This window comes from Protofrankia sp. Cas4, from assembly GCF_963555915.1.
Taxonomy (GTDB): domain Bacteria; phylum Actinomycetota; class Actinomycetes; order Frankiales; family Frankiaceae; genus Protofrankia.
The window spans coordinates 4,654-26,742 of the sequence record NZ_CAUVXL010000023.1; the positions used below are offsets into that span (position 1 = coordinate 4,654).

The 22,089-nt window shown below is 67.9% G+C and carries 20 protein-coding genes; 4 read left to right on the forward strand and 16 right to left on the reverse strand.

Annotation, left to right across the window (positions count from 1 at the left end; all coding sequences use genetic code 11):
- Positions 1-20: 20 nt before the first annotated feature.
- The 14 genes from U9979_RS02265 to U9979_RS02330 form a co-directional block, all read right to left on the reverse strand.
- Entirely contained in the window at positions 21-1,274 is a 1,254-nt protein-coding gene (locus U9979_RS02265; RefSeq protein WP_322778062.1) for a beta-ketoacyl synthase N-terminal-like domain-containing protein, read from the reverse strand.
- Positions 1,271-2,560, reverse strand: a complete 1,290-nt coding sequence (locus tag U9979_RS02270) for a beta-ketoacyl-[acyl-carrier-protein] synthase family protein (protein ID WP_416219245.1) — start codon at positions 2,558-2,560, stop codon at positions 1,271-1,273. Before U9979_RS02270 ends, U9979_RS02265 begins: the two co-directional genes overlap by 4 nt.
- Positions 2,561-2,597: 37 nt before the next feature.
- Positions 2,598-3,011, reverse strand: a complete 414-nt coding sequence (locus U9979_RS02275) for a cupin domain-containing protein (protein ID WP_322778063.1) — start codon at positions 3,009-3,011, stop codon at positions 2,598-2,600.
- The gene (locus U9979_RS02280) at positions 3,008-3,490 is read right to left on the reverse strand and encodes an SRPBCC family protein (protein WP_322778064.1); all 483 of its coding nucleotides are present in this window, start codon (positions 3,488-3,490) and stop codon (positions 3,008-3,010) included. Before U9979_RS02280 ends, U9979_RS02275 begins: the two co-directional genes overlap by 4 nt.
- A 58-nt stretch (positions 3,491-3,548) precedes the next feature.
- On the reverse strand, positions 3,549-3,803 hold the full coding sequence (locus U9979_RS02285; protein ID WP_322768117.1) for a phosphopantetheine-binding protein: 255 nt from the start codon (positions 3,801-3,803) through the stop codon (positions 3,549-3,551).
- Between the two features lie 221 nt (positions 3,804-4,024).
- A complete protein-coding gene (locus U9979_RS02290; RefSeq protein ID WP_322778065.1) occupies positions 4,025-4,351 on the reverse strand; it encodes a TcmI family type II polyketide cyclase in 327 nt (108 codons plus the stop codon).
- A 412-nt stretch (positions 4,352-4,763) separates the two neighbouring features.
- Positions 4,764-5,852 (reverse strand): LuxR C-terminal-related transcriptional regulator, encoded by a 1,089-nt coding sequence (locus tag U9979_RS02295; RefSeq protein WP_322778066.1) that lies wholly within the window; start codon positions 5,850-5,852, stop codon positions 4,764-4,766.
- An 18-nt stretch (positions 5,853-5,870) separates the two neighbouring features.
- A complete protein-coding gene (locus tag U9979_RS02300; protein ID WP_322747961.1) occupies positions 5,871-6,503 on the reverse strand; it encodes a GTP-binding protein in 633 nt (210 codons plus the stop codon).
- Positions 6,484-6,852, reverse strand: a complete 369-nt coding sequence (locus U9979_RS02305) for a DUF742 domain-containing protein (RefSeq protein ID WP_322747960.1) — start codon at positions 6,850-6,852, stop codon at positions 6,484-6,486. Before U9979_RS02305 ends, U9979_RS02300 begins: the two co-directional genes overlap by 20 nt.
- Before the next feature lie 97 nt (positions 6,853-6,949).
- Positions 6,950-7,369 carry a roadblock/LC7 domain-containing protein gene (locus tag U9979_RS02310; protein WP_322747959.1) on the reverse strand — a complete coding sequence of 140 codons (420 nt, stop codon included), beginning with the start codon at positions 7,367-7,369 and terminating at the stop codon, positions 6,950-6,952.
- Complete coding sequence (locus U9979_RS02315; protein WP_322778067.1) at positions 7,369-10,113, reverse strand: sensor histidine kinase; 2,745 nt, start codon at positions 10,111-10,113, stop codon at positions 7,369-7,371. The genes U9979_RS02310 and U9979_RS02315 overlap by 1 nt, the downstream gene beginning before the upstream one ends.
- A gap of 857 nt (positions 10,114-10,970) precedes the next feature.
- On the reverse strand, positions 10,971-13,307 hold the full coding sequence (locus tag U9979_RS02320) for a protein kinase domain-containing protein (protein ID WP_322778068.1): 2,337 nt from the start codon (positions 13,305-13,307) through the stop codon (positions 10,971-10,973).
- Positions 13,308-13,329: 22 nt separating this feature from the next.
- Positions 13,330-15,000 (reverse strand): DUF2142 domain-containing protein, encoded by a 1,671-nt coding sequence (locus U9979_RS02325; RefSeq protein WP_322778069.1) that lies wholly within the window; start codon positions 14,998-15,000, stop codon positions 13,330-13,332.
- Positions 15,001-15,103: 103 nt separating this feature from the next.
- Positions 15,104-15,604, reverse strand: a complete 501-nt coding sequence (locus U9979_RS02330) for a DoxX family protein (RefSeq protein ID WP_322778070.1) — start codon at positions 15,602-15,604, stop codon at positions 15,104-15,106.
- A 282-nt stretch (positions 15,605-15,886) separates the two neighbouring features.
- Between U9979_RS02330 and U9979_RS02335 the strand changes: the two genes are divergently transcribed.
- Entirely contained in the window at positions 15,887-16,663 is a 777-nt protein-coding gene (locus tag U9979_RS02335; RefSeq protein WP_322751264.1) for a FadR/GntR family transcriptional regulator, read from the forward strand.
- A gap of 101 nt (positions 16,664-16,764) precedes the next feature.
- Here the strand turns inward: U9979_RS02335 and U9979_RS02340 are convergent, their stop codons facing one another.
- Entirely contained in the window at positions 16,765-17,766 is a 1,002-nt protein-coding gene (locus U9979_RS02340) for an LLM class flavin-dependent oxidoreductase (protein WP_322755540.1), read from the reverse strand.
- Between the two features lie 149 nt (positions 17,767-17,915).
- On the opposite strand from U9979_RS02340, the gene U9979_RS02345 reads away from it, so the two are divergent.
- From U9979_RS02345 to U9979_RS02355, 3 genes are all read left to right on the forward strand, one after another.
- Complete coding sequence (locus U9979_RS02345) at positions 17,916-18,923, forward strand: LLM class F420-dependent oxidoreductase (protein WP_322751262.1); 1,008 nt, start codon at positions 17,916-17,918, stop codon at positions 18,921-18,923.
- Between the two features lie 145 nt (positions 18,924-19,068).
- Positions 19,069-19,995, forward strand: a complete 927-nt coding sequence (locus tag U9979_RS02350; RefSeq protein WP_322751261.1) for an SDR family oxidoreductase — start codon at positions 19,069-19,071, stop codon at positions 19,993-19,995.
- Positions 19,996-20,089: 94 nt separating this feature from the next.
- A complete protein-coding gene (locus U9979_RS02355; RefSeq protein ID WP_322766893.1) occupies positions 20,090-20,944 on the forward strand; it encodes an enoyl-CoA hydratase-related protein in 855 nt (284 codons plus the stop codon).
- Positions 20,945-21,115: 171 nt separating this feature from the next.
- Here U9979_RS02355 and U9979_RS02360 read toward each other — a convergent pair.
- Positions 21,116-22,089, reverse strand: a 974-nt coding sequence (locus U9979_RS02360; protein ID WP_322778071.1) for an acyl-CoA dehydrogenase family protein, incomplete at its 5' end; no start/stop codon positions are given.

Below are 22,089 nucleotides of genomic sequence, written 5' to 3' on the forward strand. Positions count from 1 at the left end.
TCCCCTATTGCCGGTCGCTCTTATGCGGTGGGGACTCCTTTCAGGATCAGTGAACTGTTGAAGCCCCCGTAACCGCGGGCGTTGACCATGGCGACCCGCACGGGGCCTTCGCGCGGCGTACGGACGAGGTCAAGGCGGTACTGGGGCACCGGGTTGTCAAGGTTGCCCACCGCGGGGATCACCCCGTCGCGGATGGACAGCAGCGCGTTCACGGCCGCCAGCGCCGAGCCACCCGCGCACATCCGCCCGATCAGGCCCTGGGGAGCGGTGACCGGAACATGCTCGGCGTGTGCACCGAAGGCCAGCTGGATCGCGCGTGCCTCAAGGTCGTCGAGGTCGCGGGAGCCCGCGCCGTCCGCGAAGATCACATCGACGTCGGCCGGGGTGAGGCGCGCGTCTGCGAGCGCCCGGCGCATGGCCTCGGCGTACCAGCGTGGGTCCGGCGACGGGTCGCGATGATGATGCGCGTCGTGGGTTGCCGCGTATCCGGCGATCTCGCCGTACACCCGTGGCGCGCCACGGGCACCCGCGGTGGCCGGGTCTTCCACGACGAGCGTCGCGCCGCCCTCGGCGGGCACGTAACCGCCCGCGGACCGGTCGAACGGCTTGTAGGCGTCCATCGGCTCACCGCTGGTGGACAGCCGCCCGCCCGTGATCTGGCAGGTGAGCGCGTAGGGGGTGAGGCCAGCCTCGGCACCGCCGGCGAGAACGGTGGGGGTGCCACGACGGATGGTCCGCCGGGCCTGCGCGAGGCTGTCAAGACCGCCGGCGGCGTCGGAGACCATGACCCCGGACGGCCCCTTGAGACCGTGTTTGATCGAGGTCTGGCCGGTCGTCGCCGCATAGAACCAGGCGATGGACTGGTACACGCTCACGGCCTGGCGACCGCGGCTCCACAGCCGCTGGATCTCCCGCTGGCCGAAGTCGTTGCCACCGGAGCCGGCCGCGAACACCACCGAGGTCGCGTAAGGATCATGCTCCGCCGGGTCGTAGGCGGCGTCGGCGAGCGCGAGTTCGGTGGCGGCCATGCCCAGCCACGTCCACCGGTCGGTCTGCAGGACAATCCGGCCGCTCAGGTGGTCGGCGGGGTCGAACCCCTCGACCTGGCCGGCGAGCGTCGTGGCGTACCGGCCCGCGTCGAAACTGCTGATCGGCCCCACCCGGAGCTCGCCACGCAGCGTCGAACGCCAGTGCTCCTCGGCCCCGATGCCGCTCGGGGCGATCACTCCAATGCCGGTGACAACGGGACGAAGCGCCGGCCGGGTGGTGTTCACCGGGCCTCCTGGCCGCGGTCGAGCACGATGGCTGACTGAAACCCGCCGAAACCGCTGCCGACCGACAGGGCCACGTTGACGTCGTGGTCGCGGGCGATGTTCGGCACGTAGTCCAGGTCGCATTCGGGGTCCCGGTTGGCCCAGTTGGCCGTGGGCGGAACGACGCGGTTCTCGATCGCCAGGGCGCAGGCCGCGACCTCGATGGCACCGATCGCCCCCAACGAGTGGCCGACCATGGATTTGATCGAGCTCACCGGGACGTTGTACGCGTGCGGCCCGAGCGACTTCTTGAACGCGGCGGTCTCGTGGCGGTCGTTCTGCTTGGTTCCCGAGCCGTGCGCGTTGACGTAATCGACCCGGGTGGGGTCGGTCCGGCCCTGCCGCAGCGCGTCCGAGATCGCATCCGCCATGTCGAGGCCGTCAGCCTTCAGCCCGGTCATGTGGAAGGCGTTCGACCGCGCGGCGTAGCCGGTGATCTCGCAGTACACATGGGCGCCCCGGGCCCGGGCATGGGCCAGTTCCTCCAGCACGAGGACGGCGGAGCCCTCGCCCATCACGAACCCGTCGCGGGTCGCGTCGAACGGCCGGGATGCGTGCTCGGGGTCGTCGTTGCGCGCGGACGTCGCACGGATCGCGTCGAAGCAGGCAATGGAGATCGGGGACAGCGGCGCGTCCGTCGCGCCCGCGATCACGATGTCGGCCTCGCCGTCGACGATGAGCTGGTGGCCGTACCCGACCGCGTCGATCCCGGACGTGCAGCCCGTCGAGACCACGTGCGCCGGGCCGTGGGCCGAGAATCGGCACGCCACTTCGGTGGCAAGGCAGCTTGGAACCAGGGCGTGGTAGAGAAACGACGACGCATAGCTGGGGTCGACGAGCCAGTCACGTCCACTGTTACTGGCGACCACGTACTCGTCCTCCAGCCGGGTGGTCGCGCCGACTGCGCTGCCCATGCTGACAGCCACCACCGGGCCGTCGGTGTCTCCCATGCCGGGCGTGTCCGCGTCCCCGCCGAGTTCCAGTCCGCTGTCGGCGACTGCTTCGGTCGCGGCTGCGAGGGCGAACTGGACGAAACGGTCATTACGGGCGATTTCCTGCGGTGTCAGCCCCGCCGCGGCCGGGTCGAAGTCGCATTCGGCGGCTATCTGCGAGCGGAACTGGGCCGGGTCGAAGAACGACAGGCGCCTGGTCGCAGTCCGGCCTTCGGTCAGCAGGTGCCAGAACTCCTTGCGGCCGGTGCCTCCCGGCGCGACCACGCCGATGCCGGTAATCGCCGTCCTTCTCACTGCCGGCTCCTTCACGGGGTGCTCCGGTGCGGACATGTCAGCTTTGGGGGAGCGGTTCGGTGTCCACGTGGCCGAGGTCCGGGCGAGGCGCCAGGGGACTCAGATGGAAGACGAGGAAGGCTGTCTCGCCGCCCTCGTTGACGATCCGGTGCCGCATGCCGATCGGGATGAGCAGTCCGTGCTCGGCCGGCAGCGTGGTGTGCTCGCCGTCAAGTCGCGCGGTGACACTTCCGGATACGCAGTACAGGAACTCCTCGGAGTACGGATGCCAGTGCTCGGTGACGATCTCGCCGGGCGCCAGCGTGAGAGTGCCGAGGAAGCCGGACTTCGCGCCCACCGTCGCGGGGGACAGCAGGGTGCGGATGTCACCGCCACGACGACGGTTGGCCGGGACATCGTGGATGGACACCACGGCCGGTCTGGTGGCCTGATCGGTCACGGTCACGGTCACTGCGTCTCCTCGGATCCAAGGGGCTTTGCGGCGCGGGCGGCTCGTTCGACCTTCTCGCGGATGACGCCCATCTCCCGCCGGCTGTTGTTGTTGATGTTGTTGGTCATCCACTCGTCGTCGACGGGTGCCTCCGGGCGCATGTGGAAGTCCTGGACCCAGCGCATCCTAGTGCCGGTGCCCTCTGGTTCGTATGTCCATTCGATGTTCATGAACTCGAACGGTCCTGTTTCGACGCGGTGCGCCTCGACCCGGTATTTGCCCGGGTCGAGGGTCCGTTCCGAAACCCAGCTCCAGACCTTCCCGTCCGCATCCGGGTGCATGGTCAACCGGAATCGGAAAGTCTGTTCGTGGTGTTCAAGAATGTCTATCGAGGCATACTCGGTGAAAAGATTCGGCCAGGTTTCGAGATCATTCGTCATCGTCCAGACGAGATCGATATCGGCATCGATGAAGATCGAGTTGTCCGTGTGCGCGGCCATTATTCTCCATTCGGTTCACCATATGGCACGCCTGCCGACGCCTGCCGACGCCTGCTCGTCAGGCGACGACCTGGCTGGCGGTGACGTTGATCGCGGTGAGGATCTGGGCGAGGGTGTAGTCGGCGGGCGGTTCCGCGGGCAGTTCGATCCCGAAGGCGTCGAAGACGACGGTCTGCAGGTGCAGGTATGCCAGTGAGTCCACGCCGACCTCGGCGAACGTGACGTCAAGGTGGGCCGGGCGGTCGTCGGGAGCGAGCACGCTCTGTTCGACGAGAAAGTCGAGTAGGCGGGCGGCGCTCCATGCGGGTGCCATGACGCTTTCTCCTTTGCGACGGTGGTCACAGTGACCATGAAGTGGGACCGGACTGCGGGGCCGGCGGGTCCGTGGGCGTTTCGGGGACGTGGGCGTTTCGGGGACGTGGAGATGAACACCGATCGCACGCCCGTCGGTCCAGCGGGACCCGGCACCTGCAGCTCGAGCGGCGACGCGAGTCGGCCTCAGTACGGTGACCCGATGGTCGGTCGATCTGTTCGTCAGTCGACGGTCCAGGAGTAGAAGTTCCGGGCCATCGCGTCCCGCGGGCTGCTCCAGGTGTCCGGGTCGTACGCGGTGATGTGCTTCTCCAGCTTTGTGTTAACGTCGACGAACAGCGGGTGCTCGCGAATGGCGGGCAGCGCGGGGGCGACGTCGTCAGCCGCTTCTATCAGGTGGAAATACAGTCCGTGAAAACTGAACAGATTTCGTCGGACAACACCCAGCATGTGGGGCAGCTGCCCATCGTCGGACTCGCGGAAGATATCGGCGACGGCGGCCTCGTCGCCGGCGTCCATGCGGGCGACGATAAGAGTCCGGTGTGTCATCGGGCGGGCCCGGAAGGAGTTGGGCAAACCTGACCGTAGAACCTTGACACGCGTGCTCCCTGACTATATCTGGAAGAGCTCGGGCAGGCGCGTGCAACGTCGGTGTCGCATCGGCGCCGGCATGTGTTGACGATATGACAGGACCGTCGGCGCGGGCCTGTCCCAGGATTTGATCAGCGGCTGTAACCTGCAGGCCTCTGGCGATGTGATGATGTCGGCCCCAGCGGATCGCGAGGTGATCCGTCGGGCCCGCCCTTCTCGTACCGCCGCAGGATCTACGATCTAGCGCTGACCTCGTCCCTGTCCCTACGGAAGCATGCTGTATTGGGCCGCTCGTGTCTCGAAGTTGATCTGGCAGGAACATGTAGTGGCAACTTAATGCCAACACGAAACCGTTAAACGTTCAATGCTGCTATAACCATCCTCGCTCCGCCGCGAGGATGCCGGCCTGGAAGCGGCTGCGTGCGTCCATCCGGCGCATGAGATCGGCGATCATCCGTCGCACGGTGCGGACTGACACGCCCAGATGACGGGCCGCAGCCTCGTCCTTGGCGCCGAGGCTCAGGAGCCGCAGAAGGACGCGTTCGGAGTCTGTCGGCTCCCTGCCCTCGGGGTCGACACTCCCATAGTCGTGATCGTCTATGGCACGATGAGCCGGACCGTCGCCGGACGCGGACGTGTTGGGTCCCTCGAGCGCGTCGGCTCCCTCGAGCGAGTCGCCGTCAAACCCGACAGGCTCGGCGAGCCCCCACATCTGATCGAACAACATGACGACCAGATTGGTCAGCGCCGGCTCGCGCAGCAGCAGCGCAGCGCTCTTGTTCGGACTCGGCATCAGCAGGACAAGTCCGAGTTGGCGGTCGACGGTGGTGAGGTCCACCGGAGCGGTGTCGACCACCCGTAGATCCAGGCCGTGCGCTGCAGCGGTGCGCAGGTACGCGGCGGTTGCGTCATCCGAGTGCGCCGGCCGGGAACAGATACTGCGTATGGTGACCCCGCGTTCCAGCGCCCGTAGGAGCGCTCGGGTACCCTCCGGGGTCGCGGCCAGCTGCTGCCCAGGCTGGGTGTGCAGCACGAGTACCTCCCGTTCCGCCCGGGTTACCAGCTCCAAGAATTTGATCCGCACTGCATCGGCGCTGTCCAGGTGTTCCACCTCGCTACCGGAGTCGCCGGGCTGGCGACCCTGGAGGTAGTCGGCGACCAGGGTGCTCACCTGCAGGCGCGCGCGGACGAGCTGCTCCTGCCGGCGGATCAGCTGGTCGTGCTGCTGGCGGATCAGTTGTTCCAGGGGGACCTCGGGGTGCACGGCGACGAGGCGGCCCGGATGATCACGGGACATGACCAGCAGCGAGAGCTCGACCAGCCTGTCGCGGGCCCGGGCGATGATGCTTGCGGGGAGCCCGAGGGCCAGGCCCACGTCCTCGGTGGTCAGGTCCTCGTGCCGTAGCCACAACCGGTAGGAGGCGAGGGCGACGTCGTCGAGGCCGAGAAGATCAAGCACTTTCCTCTCCCGCGCCAATTAGTCGACGTGGGCGCTGGCCTCGGACAGCAGACCCCGGTGTCGGGTCTCGGCTGCCACGACATCCAGAGCGTGGCGGACCAGCGCGACCAGGGCCTGGCGCACGGATTCCCGCCGACGGGCGTCGCAGAACACGATGGGCCTCCGAGCGTCGATGTCAAGAGCGTTGCGTACGTCGTCGAGTGTGTATTCCTTCGACCCGTCGAACCGGTTGACCGCCACCAGGAACGGAATATCCCGCTCCTCGAAGTAGTCGACCGCCGGGAACGAGTCCGAGAGCCGGCGGGTGTCCACGAGCACGATCGCGCCGATGGCACCGAGGACCAGCTCGTCCCACATGAACCAGAAACGGTCCTGGCCGGGCGTGCCGAACAGGTAGAGGATCACACTGTCAAGCAGGGTGATCCGACCGAAGTCCATGGCAACCGTGGTTGTGGTCTTGGAGTTGACCTGCGATGTGTCGTCGATTCCGAGACTCGCCGAGGTCAGGGCCGCTTCGGTCGTGAGCGGGGGGATCTCGCTGACCGTACCGACAAACGTCGTCTTTCCGGCGCCGAATCCACCGGCAATTATGATCTTGACGGCATTGGGCGCGGGGCCGGTGGTATCTGTTCTAGAGGGTCTGAAGTCCATCGAGCACCTTCTCCATCAGCGCTACGCCGGGACGCTCGGTCGGTCGGGCCGGGCGGGTGACGTGTACGAAACCAGCGTCGATCATGTCGCCGACGAGGACGCGTGCCACGCCGATCGGAAGTTTGAGCTGGGCGGAGATCTCCGCGATCGACTGGATGCTCCGGCAGAGCATCAGGATGTCCTGCTGCTCTGGATCGAGGCTCCGGACCATTGCCCGTCCGTGCGCCGTCGTCGACACCAGAGCTACCAGCTCTAGCGCACGATTGGCCGCCGGCCGCGTTCGGCCGCCGGTGACGGCGTAGGGGCGGACGACCGGACCTGCATCCTCGTCATACCACTCCTCGTCCACCGGTCCTCCTGATCAGGGCGTGGGTTCGGTTCCCGCGGGGCTTCCGGCGACGCGACAGAGCCGCCGTCGCGTCGCCTTCAGCCCACCGGGGTGGCGCTCAGCGCGGCAATGCCGCCTGCATTTCGGCGCGTAGCTCGGGGCTCAGGAACTCGCCGACACGGATGACCAGAAGGGCCATCTCGTACGCGATCAGACCGATATCCGATCCGGGCGTGCTCAGAATGGCCAGACACGACCCGTCGCCGACAGCGGTGACGAACAGGAATCCCTGTTCCATCTCGACGATCGTCTGGCGGACGTTGCCGCCGCGGAAGAATCGCCCGGCGCCCCGGGCGAGGCTGTTGAATCCCGACGCGACCGCCGCGAGCTGGTCGGCGGTCGTGCGGTCCATACCGTTCGACGTCGCCAACAGGAGACCGTCCGCTGACAGCACGATTGCGTAGGTCACCTCCGGTACTTTTCGGGTCAGGTTGTTCAACAGCCAGCTCATGTTTTCGGCCGGGCCGATATGGCGCATCACATCACCTTCCTGGCGTCGTCGCCGTTCGGATTGGGTCCGGCCTGCAGGCCTCGACCGAAGTTGGCCTGGAAGGACGACATCATGTTGCGGATTTCCTCTGGTGATCGCGGCCCGGCAAGGACCGGCGGTGTCGTGGCGTCGGTCGTGGGCGCTCCCCGCAGCTCGGGCGCCAGGCTTGCCCGTCGCGTCCGCTTCGGCAGACCCGTGTCGGTTCTCGCCGTCTCAGCGGGCGGCAACGCCGATACCGGCGTGGATGACGGTCCCGGTGAGAACGACGATGGTTGGGAGAACGATGGTTGGGAGAACGATGGTTGGGACAACGGTGGCGCCGGTGGGAACGACGGGGAGTCGGGGGCGTGAACCCGATCGGACAGGCCATTGTCGCTGAACCCGCCGGTGACCCACTGGGTCGAGGTGTCGACCGGCTCGTCCCAGTGGCCGGCTGGCTCGGCCCGGTGGGCACCGGTGTCCGGCGGTTGACCCCACTTATCCGACGAGTCGGGCAACTGGGTCGACGGGCCTGGGAGTTCCGCCCAGTCATCGGGCTCCGCCGACGGGCTGAGCTGCGGCCGCGGGCGGGAGGGTTCGCCGCGGTTGCCGTTGCTGAAGTCGCCGGTCGCCTCCCGCTCGGAGACGAACCAGCTTGAGCGGATCGTGGCGAACACCGGCAGATCGTCCATGAGCGGCCGGTCATCGCCGCTTCCGTTACTCGATGCCGCCACCGGCGCGCCCACGGACATCAGCTCACCGAACTCATCGGGTTCGGCGGAGCCGTCGAACGATCTTGCGAACGAGCCGGCGGGGACCGGCCCAGCGCCCTCTTCGTACGTCGCCGGGTTCGACTCGATGGTGGTTCCGTCAGCGGCGCGCAACAGCGCTGTGGGTAGTAGAACGATGGCGAGGGTCCCGCCGTACGGTGACGGCCGCAGCTGGACCTGGATGCTGTGCCGCTGGGCCAGGCGGCCGACGACGAACAGGCCGAGTCGCTCACTGGTTTGCAGATCGAAGGGGGGTGGGTTGCTCAGCCGTTCGTTGACCGCGCTGTATTCCTCGTCGGTCATACCGAGACCGCGGTCTTCGACCTCGACCACACAGCCGTTGGAGACCTCGTGTCCGGAGACGTGGACGGGCGTGTGCGGTGGCGAGAAGGAGGTGGCGTTCTCGATCAGCTCGGCGAGCATGTGGATCACGTCACCGACCGCGTGGCCACCGACGGCGGAACCGGAGATCGGCAGCACCTTGACGCGGGTGTAGTCCTCCACCTCAGCGACCGCACCACGGACGACGTCCTTGAGCGGGACCGGCCGGCGCCAGCCACGGGCTGGTTTCGATCCGGACAGCACGATGAGGTCTTCAGCGTGACGCCGCATGCGCGTCGCGAGGTGGTCGAGCCGGAACAGCTCAGCCAGCTCGTCGGGGTCGGTTTCCTTGCGTTCCAGGCCGTCGATGACCTTGAGCTGGCGGTGGATGAGCGCCTGGCTGCGACGGGCCAGGTTGAGGAAGGTGTCACCGATACTCTTCCGCATCGCGGCTTGTTCGACAGCGGTGCGCACAGCAACCTGATGGACGGTGGTGAAGGCATCCGCCACCTGGCCGATCTCGTCTTTTGTTTGGACCACGATGGGGAACACCTCGTTGTCGATGTCCACCTGTTCCCCCTGGTGGAGCCGTTCCACAACCTCTGGAAGACTCTTGTGCGCGACCTCGAGGGCCGCCCCCCGCAGGCGCCGGAGCTGGCGGATCATCGGACTCGCCACGAGCAGCGAAATACCGATCGACACGGCCAGGACCAGCGCGACGCCGACACCTCCGAGCCAGGCGTCACGGGTCGCACTCGAGGCGATCGCGTTGCTCTTGGCCGCGAGATTGTCGGCGATCAAACGTTCGACTTGACGTAGCTTCTCGATCTTTGTGCCGGTTACAGGGAGCCACTGCAGGGGATCCACTGTCGGGGGACGGCCCAGCTGGGAAGCGAAGACAGTCTCGTCACGTATCTGGACCATCTGGTTCGCCGTCGGGCCAACGGCCTGGTTGAAGAAGTCCTGTTCGGACTGGGTCGCGGTGTCGCGGAACTCCTTGAGCCACGCCTCCTCGGCACCTCCGTTGGATTGGATCAGCTTGATCAAGCCGACGTTCGACTGGTGGAGAAAGAGGATCTGGGCTACGGAGCCTCGCTGCAGCTCCACGGCCTCTTTCGCGCGGGAGATGCTCACCAGCGTTGCCGCCGTGCTCACCAGGTCCGCGCTCTTACTACCAGTGGCGACGTGGGCATCGAGATCGAGCAGGTCTCCGATCAAGGCGGTGTAGAAGTCGGAGTTCTTCTCGGTCTGCGCCTCCCGGGTGTCGATCAGCTTGCGCTGCGGGCCAAGACCGGCGATCTGGCCCGCGATGGTGTCCAGAGCTACTCGCAGGTCCTCGGTGGCGCCGGCCGGAAGAGCGGCGAGAGCAGCACGGTAGGTCTCGATCGCCGGGTCGACCTTCGTACGCGTCGCGACCGCGTCATCCGCACGGTTCCGGTAGCCGGAGCCGACGTAGGCGGTGGTGGCGAAGCGTTCTTGCTGGACCGTATCGATAAGGTCGTTGACCTTGACCGAGAAACCCGCGAGGGTCCGGATCCGATCGCTTGCGCTGACACTCGCGAGGTTCGTGCGTACCTGGATGGCGCTGAAAATCGTCAGCGCCACCAGCGGAAGGATGAGAATGGCGACCAACTTGGAGCGGATTGGCCAGTTCTGGAGCATCCGGTCCTCTCGTCCGACGCCGTGCCTTGGCGCCTCGTTGGGGCGAGCGTTCGTGTGTGGCCTTCGTGCCCCGGCCGTGCCACGGCGTAGGGCGAAAACCGTAACCCACTGGTCTCCCCCCGTGGGCGAGACGACTCTACCCGGGGGATTAGTCCGGGTTGGGCGGGGGTACACCCAACAGGTTCGGGTGCCTGCAGGCTGAGGTCCCGGTATGGTCGCCACCTGATCATCGGCGTTAAAAGGTGTTCCCATGATGAATTGTTGGGTGTCACTCTGTTTCACCAATGATGCTGCTCGCCTGTTTGCGCGGTTCTGTCTTCTGTATGAGACAGATCGGGCGTCCGTGGTGGCATCAACAACGGATGCACATCTGGCGAGCTCGGTTTGGCTGCCGATGGGTGGCCGGCGGGTGCCCGCTACGCGCCTGCGGGGATCACGATCGGGCCACAGAACTCATCGCGGGGAGAATTGGTGCCAGTGAGCCAGTATCGAAAATGGGTGGATCCGAGCACGCCGATCGGTTGAAGCCTGCGTGATCACAGTCCGGTGCGCCTGTGTCCGGGAGGTTTCAAGTGGCCCCGAAATGGTCTGGCATGTGTCCCGTTCTTGTCCCGGTGTACCCGGGGGACGAGGAACGCGGGGAAGGTGGGTCGCGATGCGGATTCACAGCGTTCGTGGTCGATCACATGACGATCGGTAATTGGCTATCTAATGCAACGCATTAATTGGCATTTTAAAATTTTTGATGGCGGGAAGGTATCCATTTGTCGCCTGCCAGATAGCTTTTCTGTCGAGCTGATCGGGGTGCTCCGTTCGGCGGCGGCGGCGGCCGACCGCGGCCGACCGCGTCCGGGTCGTCAACGGGAGCCGGCGCGGGCCACCACATGGGCGCCGGTGGGTAGCGCCCTGACCCCGCCCGCCGACCGAATCAGCGGATACACGGCGAAGTGGTAGGTGAGCCCGGGCTCAGGTGCGCCCAGGTGCCAGCCACCTCTGATCTCCAGACTTGCGTTGGTGACCTTTGCGCTCTGGGCGGCTGGATCGTCCGGCCCGGTCGGCATCGTGTCATGGCGCCACAGCACGCGGGCTTCGGTGATCCCAGGTGGCATCTGGAACGTCAGGACGATCTTGTTGCCACGGTCGACGGCCTGCAACCCATGGATGCCTTCGACGGGTAGGTGGTGGGTCGAACGGCCAAGCACCGCCCGGTTCCCGGCGATGCTGACCGGGGTGTACACGACCGGCCTGCCGGCGGCGGTCACGGTGAGACGTCCGCGCCGGCTCGAGCCGACCAGGTGTTCACGCCCGTCCAACGAGTCCGCGGGCAGCTCCTGGTCGACCGGGCCGAACGGGCCCGTCGCGAGGAACGGATCAGTCGCGCAGAGGTCACCGTCGGGCGGCTGGTTCAGCGGGTGCTCGGATAAGTCCGCGGACGCCTCGGTGGCGTAGATCCGCACCAGGGCGCCGGGGACAGTCGTCCACCGCAGGGTTGTCATCGCGCCGTCACTGTCCGCTTCAAGGTCCAACACCGGACGCGGTCTGGCGATCACTTTCAGGACCACATCCACGCCCGCGGTGTGGGCCAGCGCCCCGAGCGGGTCCGGGTAGGACACCCGGACCCGATAGCGGTAGGTGGCCCCGGTCTGCACGTCACGGTCGACATGGCCGCCACCGGCGGCGCGAACCCGACGGGTGGCGCCGTGAAACGACGACGACTCGTCAAAGGCCCGTTCGACCAGCACATCGTCGTATCCCGCTGTGAGGGTCCAGGACAGGGCGACGCCGTCGCCGTCCATCCGGGCACGCAGCTCGGTGACCTCCGGAGCAATCATCAGTGGCGGGGTGCGGGCCGGCGCAGAGCGTCGGCCCGCGGCCGCCGACATCACCTCGTGCCAGAGTGTCACGCCGTGCGGGACGCCCGCGTCGGACAGCTCGGTCGAGCCGGTCGTGCCGAGGCTGCGTTCGAACCGCCCGCCCGGAGCGGCCGGGTCCGCCACCACCCGCAGGACGCGGAAGGACACCGGGCCGGACGATTCCGGCGGGCTCCATCGCAGGACCACCGCGCCGTCTTCCTGCGTGGCGGTCAGGTTGGACGGCGGCGCGAGTACATCGCGTTCATCGGCCGGCCGGTCGACGGGCCGGTCGGCCGGATCAGCGGGGATGGCCCGGAAATCTCGGGCGGTCGCCGGGAGCCCGGGTGCCGCGTTCCCGGGTGCCGCGTTCCCTGGTGCCGCGTTCCCTGGTGCCGCGTTCTCGGGTGCCCTGTCGAAGGCGTAGTGCGGGCCGATGTTGTCCCGGCTGATGATCCGTGGGTGTCCACTCGGACGCGCCGGGTCACCGGCTGGGGGCGGCGCGCCGACCGGTGGCCGTGCCGTCGCGATGTCGATCAGGAGTCCGCGGGTCTGGCGGGACGTCAGCCGGGTACGCGGATCCTTGTCCAGCAGACCGGCGAGGACGTCGGCCAGCGGGCCCGCCCGGTCGGTCGGCGACGGGGGCTGGAACAGGATCGCCGCCACCATCGCGGCAAAGGTCTCCCGATAGAACGGCGGCTTCCCCTCCACGGCGAAGTAGAGGGTCGCGCCGAGGCCGAACAGGTCCGCCTCGGGTGTCGCCAGATCGCCGTTCAACCGCTCCGGCGACATGTACGACGGTGTTCCGAGCACTCCGGTGACGGTGAGCGCGGAGTCGCTGTCACGGGTCGCGATGCCGAAGTCGGTCAGGACCACCCGGCCGCCCGTTCCGATCAGCACGTTCGAGGGCTTCACATCGCGGTGCAGAATCCCGAACGCATGCGCGGCGGACAGGGCGTCGCCGATCCCGATGCCGATGCGGGCCACCTCGGCGACGGGGAGCGGGCCGTGATCGCGAACCAGCTGGAACAGCGACTGCGACGGCACCAGCTCCATGACGATCCACGGCAGACCATCCTCGACAACCACGTCGAGGATGGTCACCACGTGTGGATGGCCCCGCAGCCGCGCGGCATGCCGGGCCTCTCGCAAGGCCCTTTCAACCCGGTCGGCCCGCTCGAACGGATCAAGATCGCCGCCGAGATCGACCTCCTTGAGGGCCGCCTCGGTCAGCAGCACCTCGTCAAAGGCGCGCCAGACCGTGCCCATTCCGCCGGTGCCGAGCCGTTCGATGAGCCGGTACCGGCTGGCCACGATGCGGCTGGCCTCTGGCGCAACAGCCACGGCGCCCCCTCCGCGATCTTTTCTACGCCGAGTTGTCCAAGTGCAGCATGCCACCTGGATTGCCCGGTGGCGTCGGCTGCGTCGTTCGGTTCTCGGCATCGTCGGCATCGTCGGTCGCGGCGTGGCGGTGGGCACCCGGACTGTGCGGTCGGTCGGGCCGCACAGCGGCGGATGACCGGGCCGCGGCAAAGGCCATCATGACCGGCAGGCAGGCCAGGACCAGCCATACAAGCCAGCCGCCCGATGGCGACCACGCCGAGCCCGATACGAACCACAGCGGTCCGTCCACGCCGACCGCGTACCGACGGCTGTTGGCGACCCAGGCGACAAACTGGCTGACCGCGGTCATGGCGATGACGCCGGTAGCCACCGTGGCCGCATGCCCGCTCAGGCGCGCGGGCATGCGGTCGGCGAGCACCTCCACCGACAGCAGGGGCAGCATCACCAGCGCGGGTAGAATGTAGCGGCCCTGCATGCCGAAGCCGTTCTGGATGAACACGGCCGCGGCGAGCAGTTCGTAGCCGGCCACGACCACCGTGAGGCTGCCCGCAAGCAGCGCGCGATCGCGCCGACCGCCGAGCGCGAACGCGGCGAGGAAGAGCCCTGCTGCCAGTAGCCCCCACAGCCAGTACACGGCGCCCGGGATGGGGATCGACTGCCAGCCGAAAACCCCGACGGCCTGGCGCGCGGACTGTGGGGCGAGGCCGATCGCGACCGCGAGACCGTGGCCGAGACGGCCCCACAGAACCGGGGTCCGCAGCGACAGAGCCTGCGTCCAGAGCACCGTTGCGGCGATCCCCGCCCCGACGACCGTCACCGCCGCGGCCGCGGGTCGGCCAGCCCCGCGTACTCGCATCAGCACCGCGGGTCCGCCGAGACGGCCGATCCCGATCGTGATCGCGAAAGCCACCCACAGCGGAGCAAGCGGACGGCTCAGCGCGGTGGTGGCCAGGACGGCGCCGGCGACCAACCAGGTTCGGGCCGTGGGCTGTTGGGCACGGGACAGGCGCAGCACCGCCGCGATGGACGCGATCGCCCCGGTGACCTCTGCGCCGCTGGTACCCGCCTGCGAACTGAGGAAGAGCACCATCGGGGTGACCGCGACCGCGAAGCCGGCCAGCAGCAGGGGCCGTTGACTGCGTATCCGGTCCGGCGGTTGCCCGCCCAGCAGAAGCCACAGGCCGGCGCCGAGCAACCCCGCCGAGATGAAGGCGGACCCCAGGCGCGCCAGGACGTAGCCGGACTGAACCGACCAGGCGGCCCGGGTGAGTACTCCCGCGGGTATGTACAGCCAGGGTGGATACGCTCCGACAATGCTGTTGACCCGACCGTTTGGAACGACCGCCGGCCGGCGCAGGCAGGTCGCCGACGCATCCAGGTGCAACGCGGTACACGGAGGATTCGTCGTGACGCGGAGGTCGGTTGGCAGCAGGAAGCTTCGGTAGGCGTTACGGACCTGGCGGAGCGAATCCTCGTTGAATGCTCGCAGCGCCTGTATTTCCGCGAACGGGACGGTGGCACCGACTATGTCTCCGTGTCCCGCCGCCACGACCTTCGTGTAATGGCTCGGCTCATCCGGAGCGGTTCCCGGCGGATTTGTCAGTGCCCACAGCAGGATCCATCCGAACAGCGCGCTGAGGAGGAGCTCCGGCGCGCGGTTCCTCCGGGCGCCGGGCAACCGCGTTCTTCTCATCCGTACGTATCGCCACCTGGGAAATTTTTCGTCGACAACATGAAGAAATCCACGCGCCGTGACGTCCGGGCGCTCCGGCGCGCGGGGTAACAATAGCCTGCTCTTATTGTTTGACGGGCTGTGGCCGCCAGCTGGTCACCAGGAGCGCGGCGGCCCCCGCGAGACCGACACCGGTGGAGATCGCGAAGCCGGTCCAGCCGGCTCCGCCCAGGCCGATCGCGTGGTCGAGCGAGGCTTTGCCCGGGCCTGCGGTGGCGATCCCGATCGCGATCACGGCGATCATCAGGACGTACTCGTAGCCCTCGCGGAACACGAAGAAGCCGTTCCGCCGGTGTGCGACCACTCCCGCGACCGCCATGAGGCCGACGGCGGCTGACGCGGCCAGCGGCGTGAGGAAGCCGGCGGCGAGGCCGATGCCCGCCGCGAACTCGAACAGCACCGACATCCAGGCCTGCACGAGCGGCGGGCGCAGGCCCATGGACCCATACCAGCCGGCTGCGCCCGCTATCCGGCCACCGCCGAACAGATGGTTCCATCCGTGGGCGATCAGGGTGAGACCCACGCAGAGGCGAATCAGAAGGATGGCTGTATCGATATGGGTCATTTCATACTCCTGAGGAAGAACTGGCGGGTCGGTGCTGCCCGCGGCGGCGGAGGTAGGAGGGCAGCTGGAGCAGGGCAGTGGGTGCGGATGAGGAGACTATGGTGTGTGCACCGCACTTCGCCATGTTTGTCTACCCGGGGCCCGCGCCGGGCGGCGGTGGTACGGGCTGCCGTGGGGCCCGGGACGGCCCACGGGTCACACCGGCTGCTACCCCACGGCGCCGGCGTGACGGCTATGCCCAAGATGCTTCGGTGATGGCTGAATGAACTATACGATGGGTTGATGAACAGACGACCCGCCGACATCGACGCGACTGGTCACGTCCGGGTGCCCAAGACCGCTGAGCTGGTGGCGGCCGCCCTGCGTCGGCAGATTATTCGCGGTGATCTTCGAGAAGGTGACGGCCTCCCCAACGAGGCGTCCCTGATGGCGCGGTTCGATGTTTCGCGGCCGACGCTGCGCGAGGCGTTCCGGGTGTTGGAGTCCGAGGGTCTGATCGGCGTGCGCCGCGGTGCGCACGGCGGGGCGCGGGTGCATGTTCCAAATGGTGATGTGGCGGCGCATTTTGTGGGGCTGGTCCTCCAACACGACAATGTGACTGTTGCCGACGTGCTGGAAGCCCGTTCGGTGATTGAACCACCGGCGGCCCGGCTGCTGGCGGCGCGGCGGCGCCGGCGGGATATCGAGGCGCTTACGGCGCATCTCGATTCCGACGAGCAGCGCCTGGCCGGTCCGGAGAGTCTGATTCCGGCGCACACCGACTTCCACGAGACAATGGTGGAGTTGGCCGGTAACCATACCCTGGCGGTGCTGACGAGAATGTTGCATCATCTGGTCACCGGCGTGACGATGGCGCATCGGGCTACGCTGCCGTCCGGTAGCGGGGCGGAGTTCCATGAGGACGATCTCGCCCTGCGTGCGCATCGGCGGCTGGTCGATCTCATTGCGGCCGGTGACGCCACCGGGGCGGAGGTTTTCTGGCGACGCCATCTGGTGGAGACCAACCAGGTCGTCCTGGAGCATTTCGATGAGGCCAGCGTCCTTGACGTGCTCGGTTGAGGTCGGCACCGATTGTCGCGCCGGTGGAAGAAAGGGTTTCCCCGAAAATCCAGCGTTCCCGTGGGGGATCCGTCCTCAGGTGGCCCCGCCTACCCGGCCGCCTACCCGGCCGGTGGCGGCGTAGGTGCATCCACCGCGCGCAGCAGCGGCGCGAGACGGGTGCACACGACGTTGACGTGCTGGGCTACGAGCTCCTCGGGCATCCCGCCGAGGGAGGCCCACAGGTACACGGTGTCAACCGGCGCGTCGCCGACGAAGGCCCGGATGCTGCTTGCGACATCCTCGGGCGTGCCGTAGTGGAAGTAGTCGAGCGGGCTCTTGGATGCTTCGCGAGCCCGGATGCGGTCGGGATCGACCGGCCGTGGCGTCGGGGTGTCGGTTCCCTCCACCATGTGCCGGCGGTAGGAGTCGAGCTGGTAGCCGAGATGCCTGCTCACGACCGGCCAGTCGCGTTCCGGGTCGTCGCTGACCCAGCCCTGGATGCCGCCGCCCATCCGGGCGATCTCGGGGGCGTGCCCGGCCTCCGCGAGCCCTTCCCGGTACGGCTCGGCGATCCCGCCGAAGGCCGACAGCAGGTTCTCACCGAGCAGACCGGCCCGCCGGGCGCCCTTGGGTCCCAGGTACCCGAGCCAGATGGGCAGCCGGTCCTGGACGGGACGCGGGGTCACCCGACCGTCGGCCCAGATCCGCCGCAGCTCGCGGACCCGCCCGTCGGTGGCGCTGTACCGCTTCGCCGGGTCGGCGCCGAACAGCTCGAACTCGGGTATCCGGTAGCCGGCGCCCAGGCCGAGGTCGAGGCGGCCGCCGCTGATGATGTCCACCACCGCCGCCTGCTCGGCGATCTCGACCGCCGCGTGCAGCGGTGCGATCATGATGCCGGTCCCGATGCGTACCCGGCGTGTGCAGGCCGCGATGGCTGCCGCGAAGGTGAGCGGTTGCGGGAGGTAGCCGTCATCGAACAGGTGGTGTTCGGTTACCCAGACCGAGTCCGCGCCCAGTCGTTCCGCCTCCTGGCACATCTCCAGGGTGAACCCGTACAGGCGGGTGGGGTCCTGGCGGCGGTCCGGTGGGTTGCGGAGGTCGAAGTAGAGGCCTACCTGCATGCTGGTCCCCTTCGTCCGGACGGCGGGCAGGTCGTGAAGGTCTGGTCGCCTCGCCTATGAATAAGGTAGACAATACAGATGAGGCATCTTCATGTCCTTGGGTGCGTCCGGGTGCGGCGCGCCGCCTGTCGGCCAGCCGGGGAGGCTCTGTGAAGATCGATACGACGCTTCCAAAGGACATCGACGCCGTCCATCGCAACGCGCGGGAAGCCGAGGCCGCGGAGTACGACGGCCTGTGGGTGGGCGAGACACGACACGATCCGTTCCTGCTGTCGTTGCGGGCTGCTGACGCCACCCGGGATCTGACGGTCGGGACCTCCATCGCGATCGCCTTCGCCCGGACGCCGATGACGCTGGCGAACGTAGGTTTTGATCTTGCCCGCTACTCCCGGGGGCGGTTCGTCCTCGGGCTGGGTTCCCAGGTCAAGCCGCATATCGAGCGGCGCTTCTCGATGCCGTGGTCGCGGCCGGCAGCCCGGATGCGTGAGTTCGTGCTCGCCATGCGTGCCATCTGGGACACGTGGCAGAACGCAACACCGCTGTCGTTCGAGGGCGAATTCTACACCCACACCCTCATGACGCCGTTCTTCTCTCCCGAGGCGCACGAGTGGGGCCCGCCGCCGGTGTACCTCGCGGCCGTCGGCGAGCTGATGACCGAGGTGGCCGCCGAAGTTGCTGACGGCATGTTCTTCCATGCGTTCTCGACGCCGCGCTACCTGCGTGAGGTCACCATTCCGGCCCTGGAGCGGGGCCGGGCGAAGATCGGCCGGACGCTGTCGGACTTCGTCCTGGCCGGCCCGGCGTTCGCGACGGTGGGCCGCAACGAGGCCGAGCTTGCCACCGCCATCGCCGGCACGAAGAAGCAGATCGCCTTCTACGCCTCCACGCCGGCCTACCGCGGGGTCCTGGAGCTGCACGGCTGGGGCGACCTGCAGACCGAGCTGACCCGCATGAGCAAGCAGAATCGCTGGTCGGAGATGGGCGACCTGATCGACGACGAGATCCTTCGGACGTTCTCCGTCGTCGGTTCACCCGCGGAGGTCGGTAAGGGCCTGCGGGAGCGGTACGGCGACGTCGCCACGCGGATCACCTTCTATGCGACCTACGAGAGCGACCCGGCCATGTGGCCGGAGGTCTTCGACGCCGTCCGCAGCTGAGCGCTCGGCACCGCAGTGCTCGGCACCGCAGTGGTCAGCACCGCAGTGCTCGGCACCGCAGTGGTCAGCACCGCAGTGGTCGGCACCGCAGTGGTCATCGCCCAACCGTCGACAGTGACCGCAGGGTAACCGATCAGGGAGAGAAATGAGCATGCTGGACGGCAGGACGGCCATTGTGACCGGCGCGGGCCGCGGTCTCGGCCGGGCGCACGCGCTGCTGCTCGCGAGCCAGGGGGCCCGAATCGTGGTCAACGACCCGGGCGTGGCCTGGGACGGTGCCGGCAAGGACGAGGGGCGGCCCGCACAGCAGGTCGTGGATGAGATCGTCGCAGCCGGCGGCGAGGCGGTCGCGAACTTCGACAGCGTCGCGGACTGGAAGGGCGCCGACGGGCTTGTTCAGCAGGCTGTCGACACGTTCGGCGGGCTGGACGTCCTGGTCAACAATGCCGGTTTCGTCCGCGACAAGATGTTCTTCAACCTCGACGAGGACGACTGGGACTCCGTCATCGAGGTGCATCTCAAGGGCCATTTCGCGCCGGCCCGGTTCGCGGCCCGTTACTGGCGGGCCCGCGCGAAGGCGGGTGAGGAGGTCTACGGCCGGCTCATCAACACCACCAGTGAGTCCGGTCTGGTCGGCAACTTCGGCCAGGCCAACTACGCGGCCGCGAAGGCCGGGATCAGCGCGCTCACTGTCGTGATGGCCCGCGAGCTGGCCCGGATCGGGGTGACCTCCAACGCGATCGCGCCCCGGGCGCGTACCCGCATGACGACCCAGACCTTCGCCGGCTACGGGCAGGTGGAGGAGGGCGCGTTCGACAACCGGGCACCCGAGCACGTCAGCCCGCTGGTCGGATGGCTGGCCAGCCCGGCCGCGGCCGACATCACCGGCCAGATCTTCCACGTCTACGGCTCGGTCGTCTCGGTCTTCCGCGGTTGGGAGGTCGCAGCCACCATTGACGCGGGCGAACGGGCCTGGACGACCGAGGAACTCGTGACCGAGGGCCCGCGACTGTTCGCCGACCACGACCCGGGTCTGCCCCCGACCCTGCCCGGGGTCGCGGCGAAGGACTGAACTCGCGCGCGTGCCCGGCCGGCGCTCGCCGGCTGCTTCGCATCGGCGGGTGCCCGGCTTGCGGTCGCTGATGTCCACTTCGAAGGGAACTGTGGTGTCGGACGATCTGGTCCTGTGCACGACCGACGGCGATGGTGTCGCAACTGTGACGTTCAATCGTCCAGACCGGAAGAACGGCTGGTCACCAGACCTGGAAGCGGCCTATTTCGGGACGCTGGACCGGGTGGACCGGGACGCCGATGTCCGCGCGGTCGTCCTGACCGGCGCGGGCACGACCTTCTGCCCCGGGATGGACGCGAGCCGCCTCAACGAGAAGGCCGGCAAGGGGCTCGACCTGTCGGGACGACCGCCGCAGTACCGGCCGCGGACCCTGCGCAAGCCACTGATCGCCGCCATCAACGGTGGGTGCGCCGGCATCGGGCTCGTCCAGGCGCTCATGTGCGACGTCCGCTTCGCCGCCAGGGGTGCGAAGTTCTCCACCGCGTTCGCCCGTCGTGGGCTCGCGGCCGAGTACGGCCTGAGCTGGGTCCTGCCGCGGTATGTCGGGCTGGAGAACGCCCTTGACCTCCTGCTGTCGGCCCGGACCTTCGACGCGGACGAAGCCCTCCGATTGGGGCTGGTCAGCCGGGTGGTCGAGCGCGACGACGTACTCGCGCAGGCCCAGGCATACGCGGGCGACCTGGCCCGTAACTGTGCACCGACCGCCCTGGCGGCCATCCGGCACCAGGTCTACGGCGACCTCGAGGTCGGCCTGGACGAGGCGCTGCGCGGCTCGTTGCAGGTGATGGCGGTGACCAACGGGTCAGCCGACTTCGTGGAGGGCATGCGCAGCTTCATCGAGCGTCGACCGCCGCACTTCGCCCCGCTCGCCGACGATTTCGACGCCGGTGCACTGACCGGTGCTCCCGTACCCGGTGGCCGGCTGGCAGCCGACGACGTTCTCGGTTAGCGCTTCCCCGGACTCGCCGGTTGGCCGCCGTCCGGGGCCCCGGGGCTGATGATGGGAACGGACTGATGGTGGGAACGATGTGAATCCGGTGCTGTTACAACAGCACCGGATTCACATCATCAGGTCGACGCTGTGGTGGGCCGGTGGGGGATCGCGGCTGGGGACGACGTGTCAGCGTGGTTCTTTGGGCAGGCCCAGGACCTGCTCGCCCAGGACGTTGCGCTGGATCTCGACGGCGCCGCCGTAGATCGTCTCTGCCCGGGAGTTCAGGAAGCTCGCCTGGAACAGGCTGAGCCGGTAGTCGTCCTCGACGAGCATCGAACCGGCGCCCGTCGCGTCCATCAGTAGTTCGCCGAAGTCGCGGTGCCAGGTGGACCAGAACAGCTTGGAGATCGACGACTCGGGTCCGGGGTGGGCGTTCGCGACGGCCCGGGAGATGGTGCGGATGTTCATCGCCTGCATGACCCGGAGCCCGACGTAGGCCGACGCGATGCGGTCCCGCAGCACCGGGTCGCTCGGCCGGGATCGCACGAGGTCGATCAGCGCCCGCATCTCGCGCTCGAACCCGGCCTGGAAGGGCAGCACGGTGGTGCCGCCGCGCTCGTTGCCCAGGGTCCCCATGACCACGCGCCAGCCACCGTTGATCTCACCCACAACAAGGTCCTTGCTGGTACGGGCTTCGGTGAAGAAGACCTCCGCGAACTCGGCCCCACCGGCCATGTTCCGGATCGGCCGTACCTCGACGCCCGGCTGGTGGCGGGGCACCAGGATCATAGAGATCCCCCGGTGTTTCGGGGCGTCCGGGTCGGTGCGGCACAGGACGTACAGCCAGTCGGCGTAGTTACCGAAGGTCATCCATATTTTCTGGCCGTTGATCACCCATTCGTCGCCGTCGAGTTCGGCCCGGGTACGCAGGCCGGCCAGGTCGCTGCCGGCTTCGGGCTCGCTGAAGCCCTGCCCCCAGAACTCCTCGACCGCGGTGATCTTCGGGAGGAAGCGGGCCTTCTGCTCGGGGGTACCGAACGCGAGCAGGGTCGGGCCGAACAGGTCACGACCGTGGACCCCCACCCAGTACGGTGCCTGCGCCCGGGCGTGCTCGACCTGAAAGATGATCTCCTGGGCGAGCGTTCCGCCGCGGCCGCCGT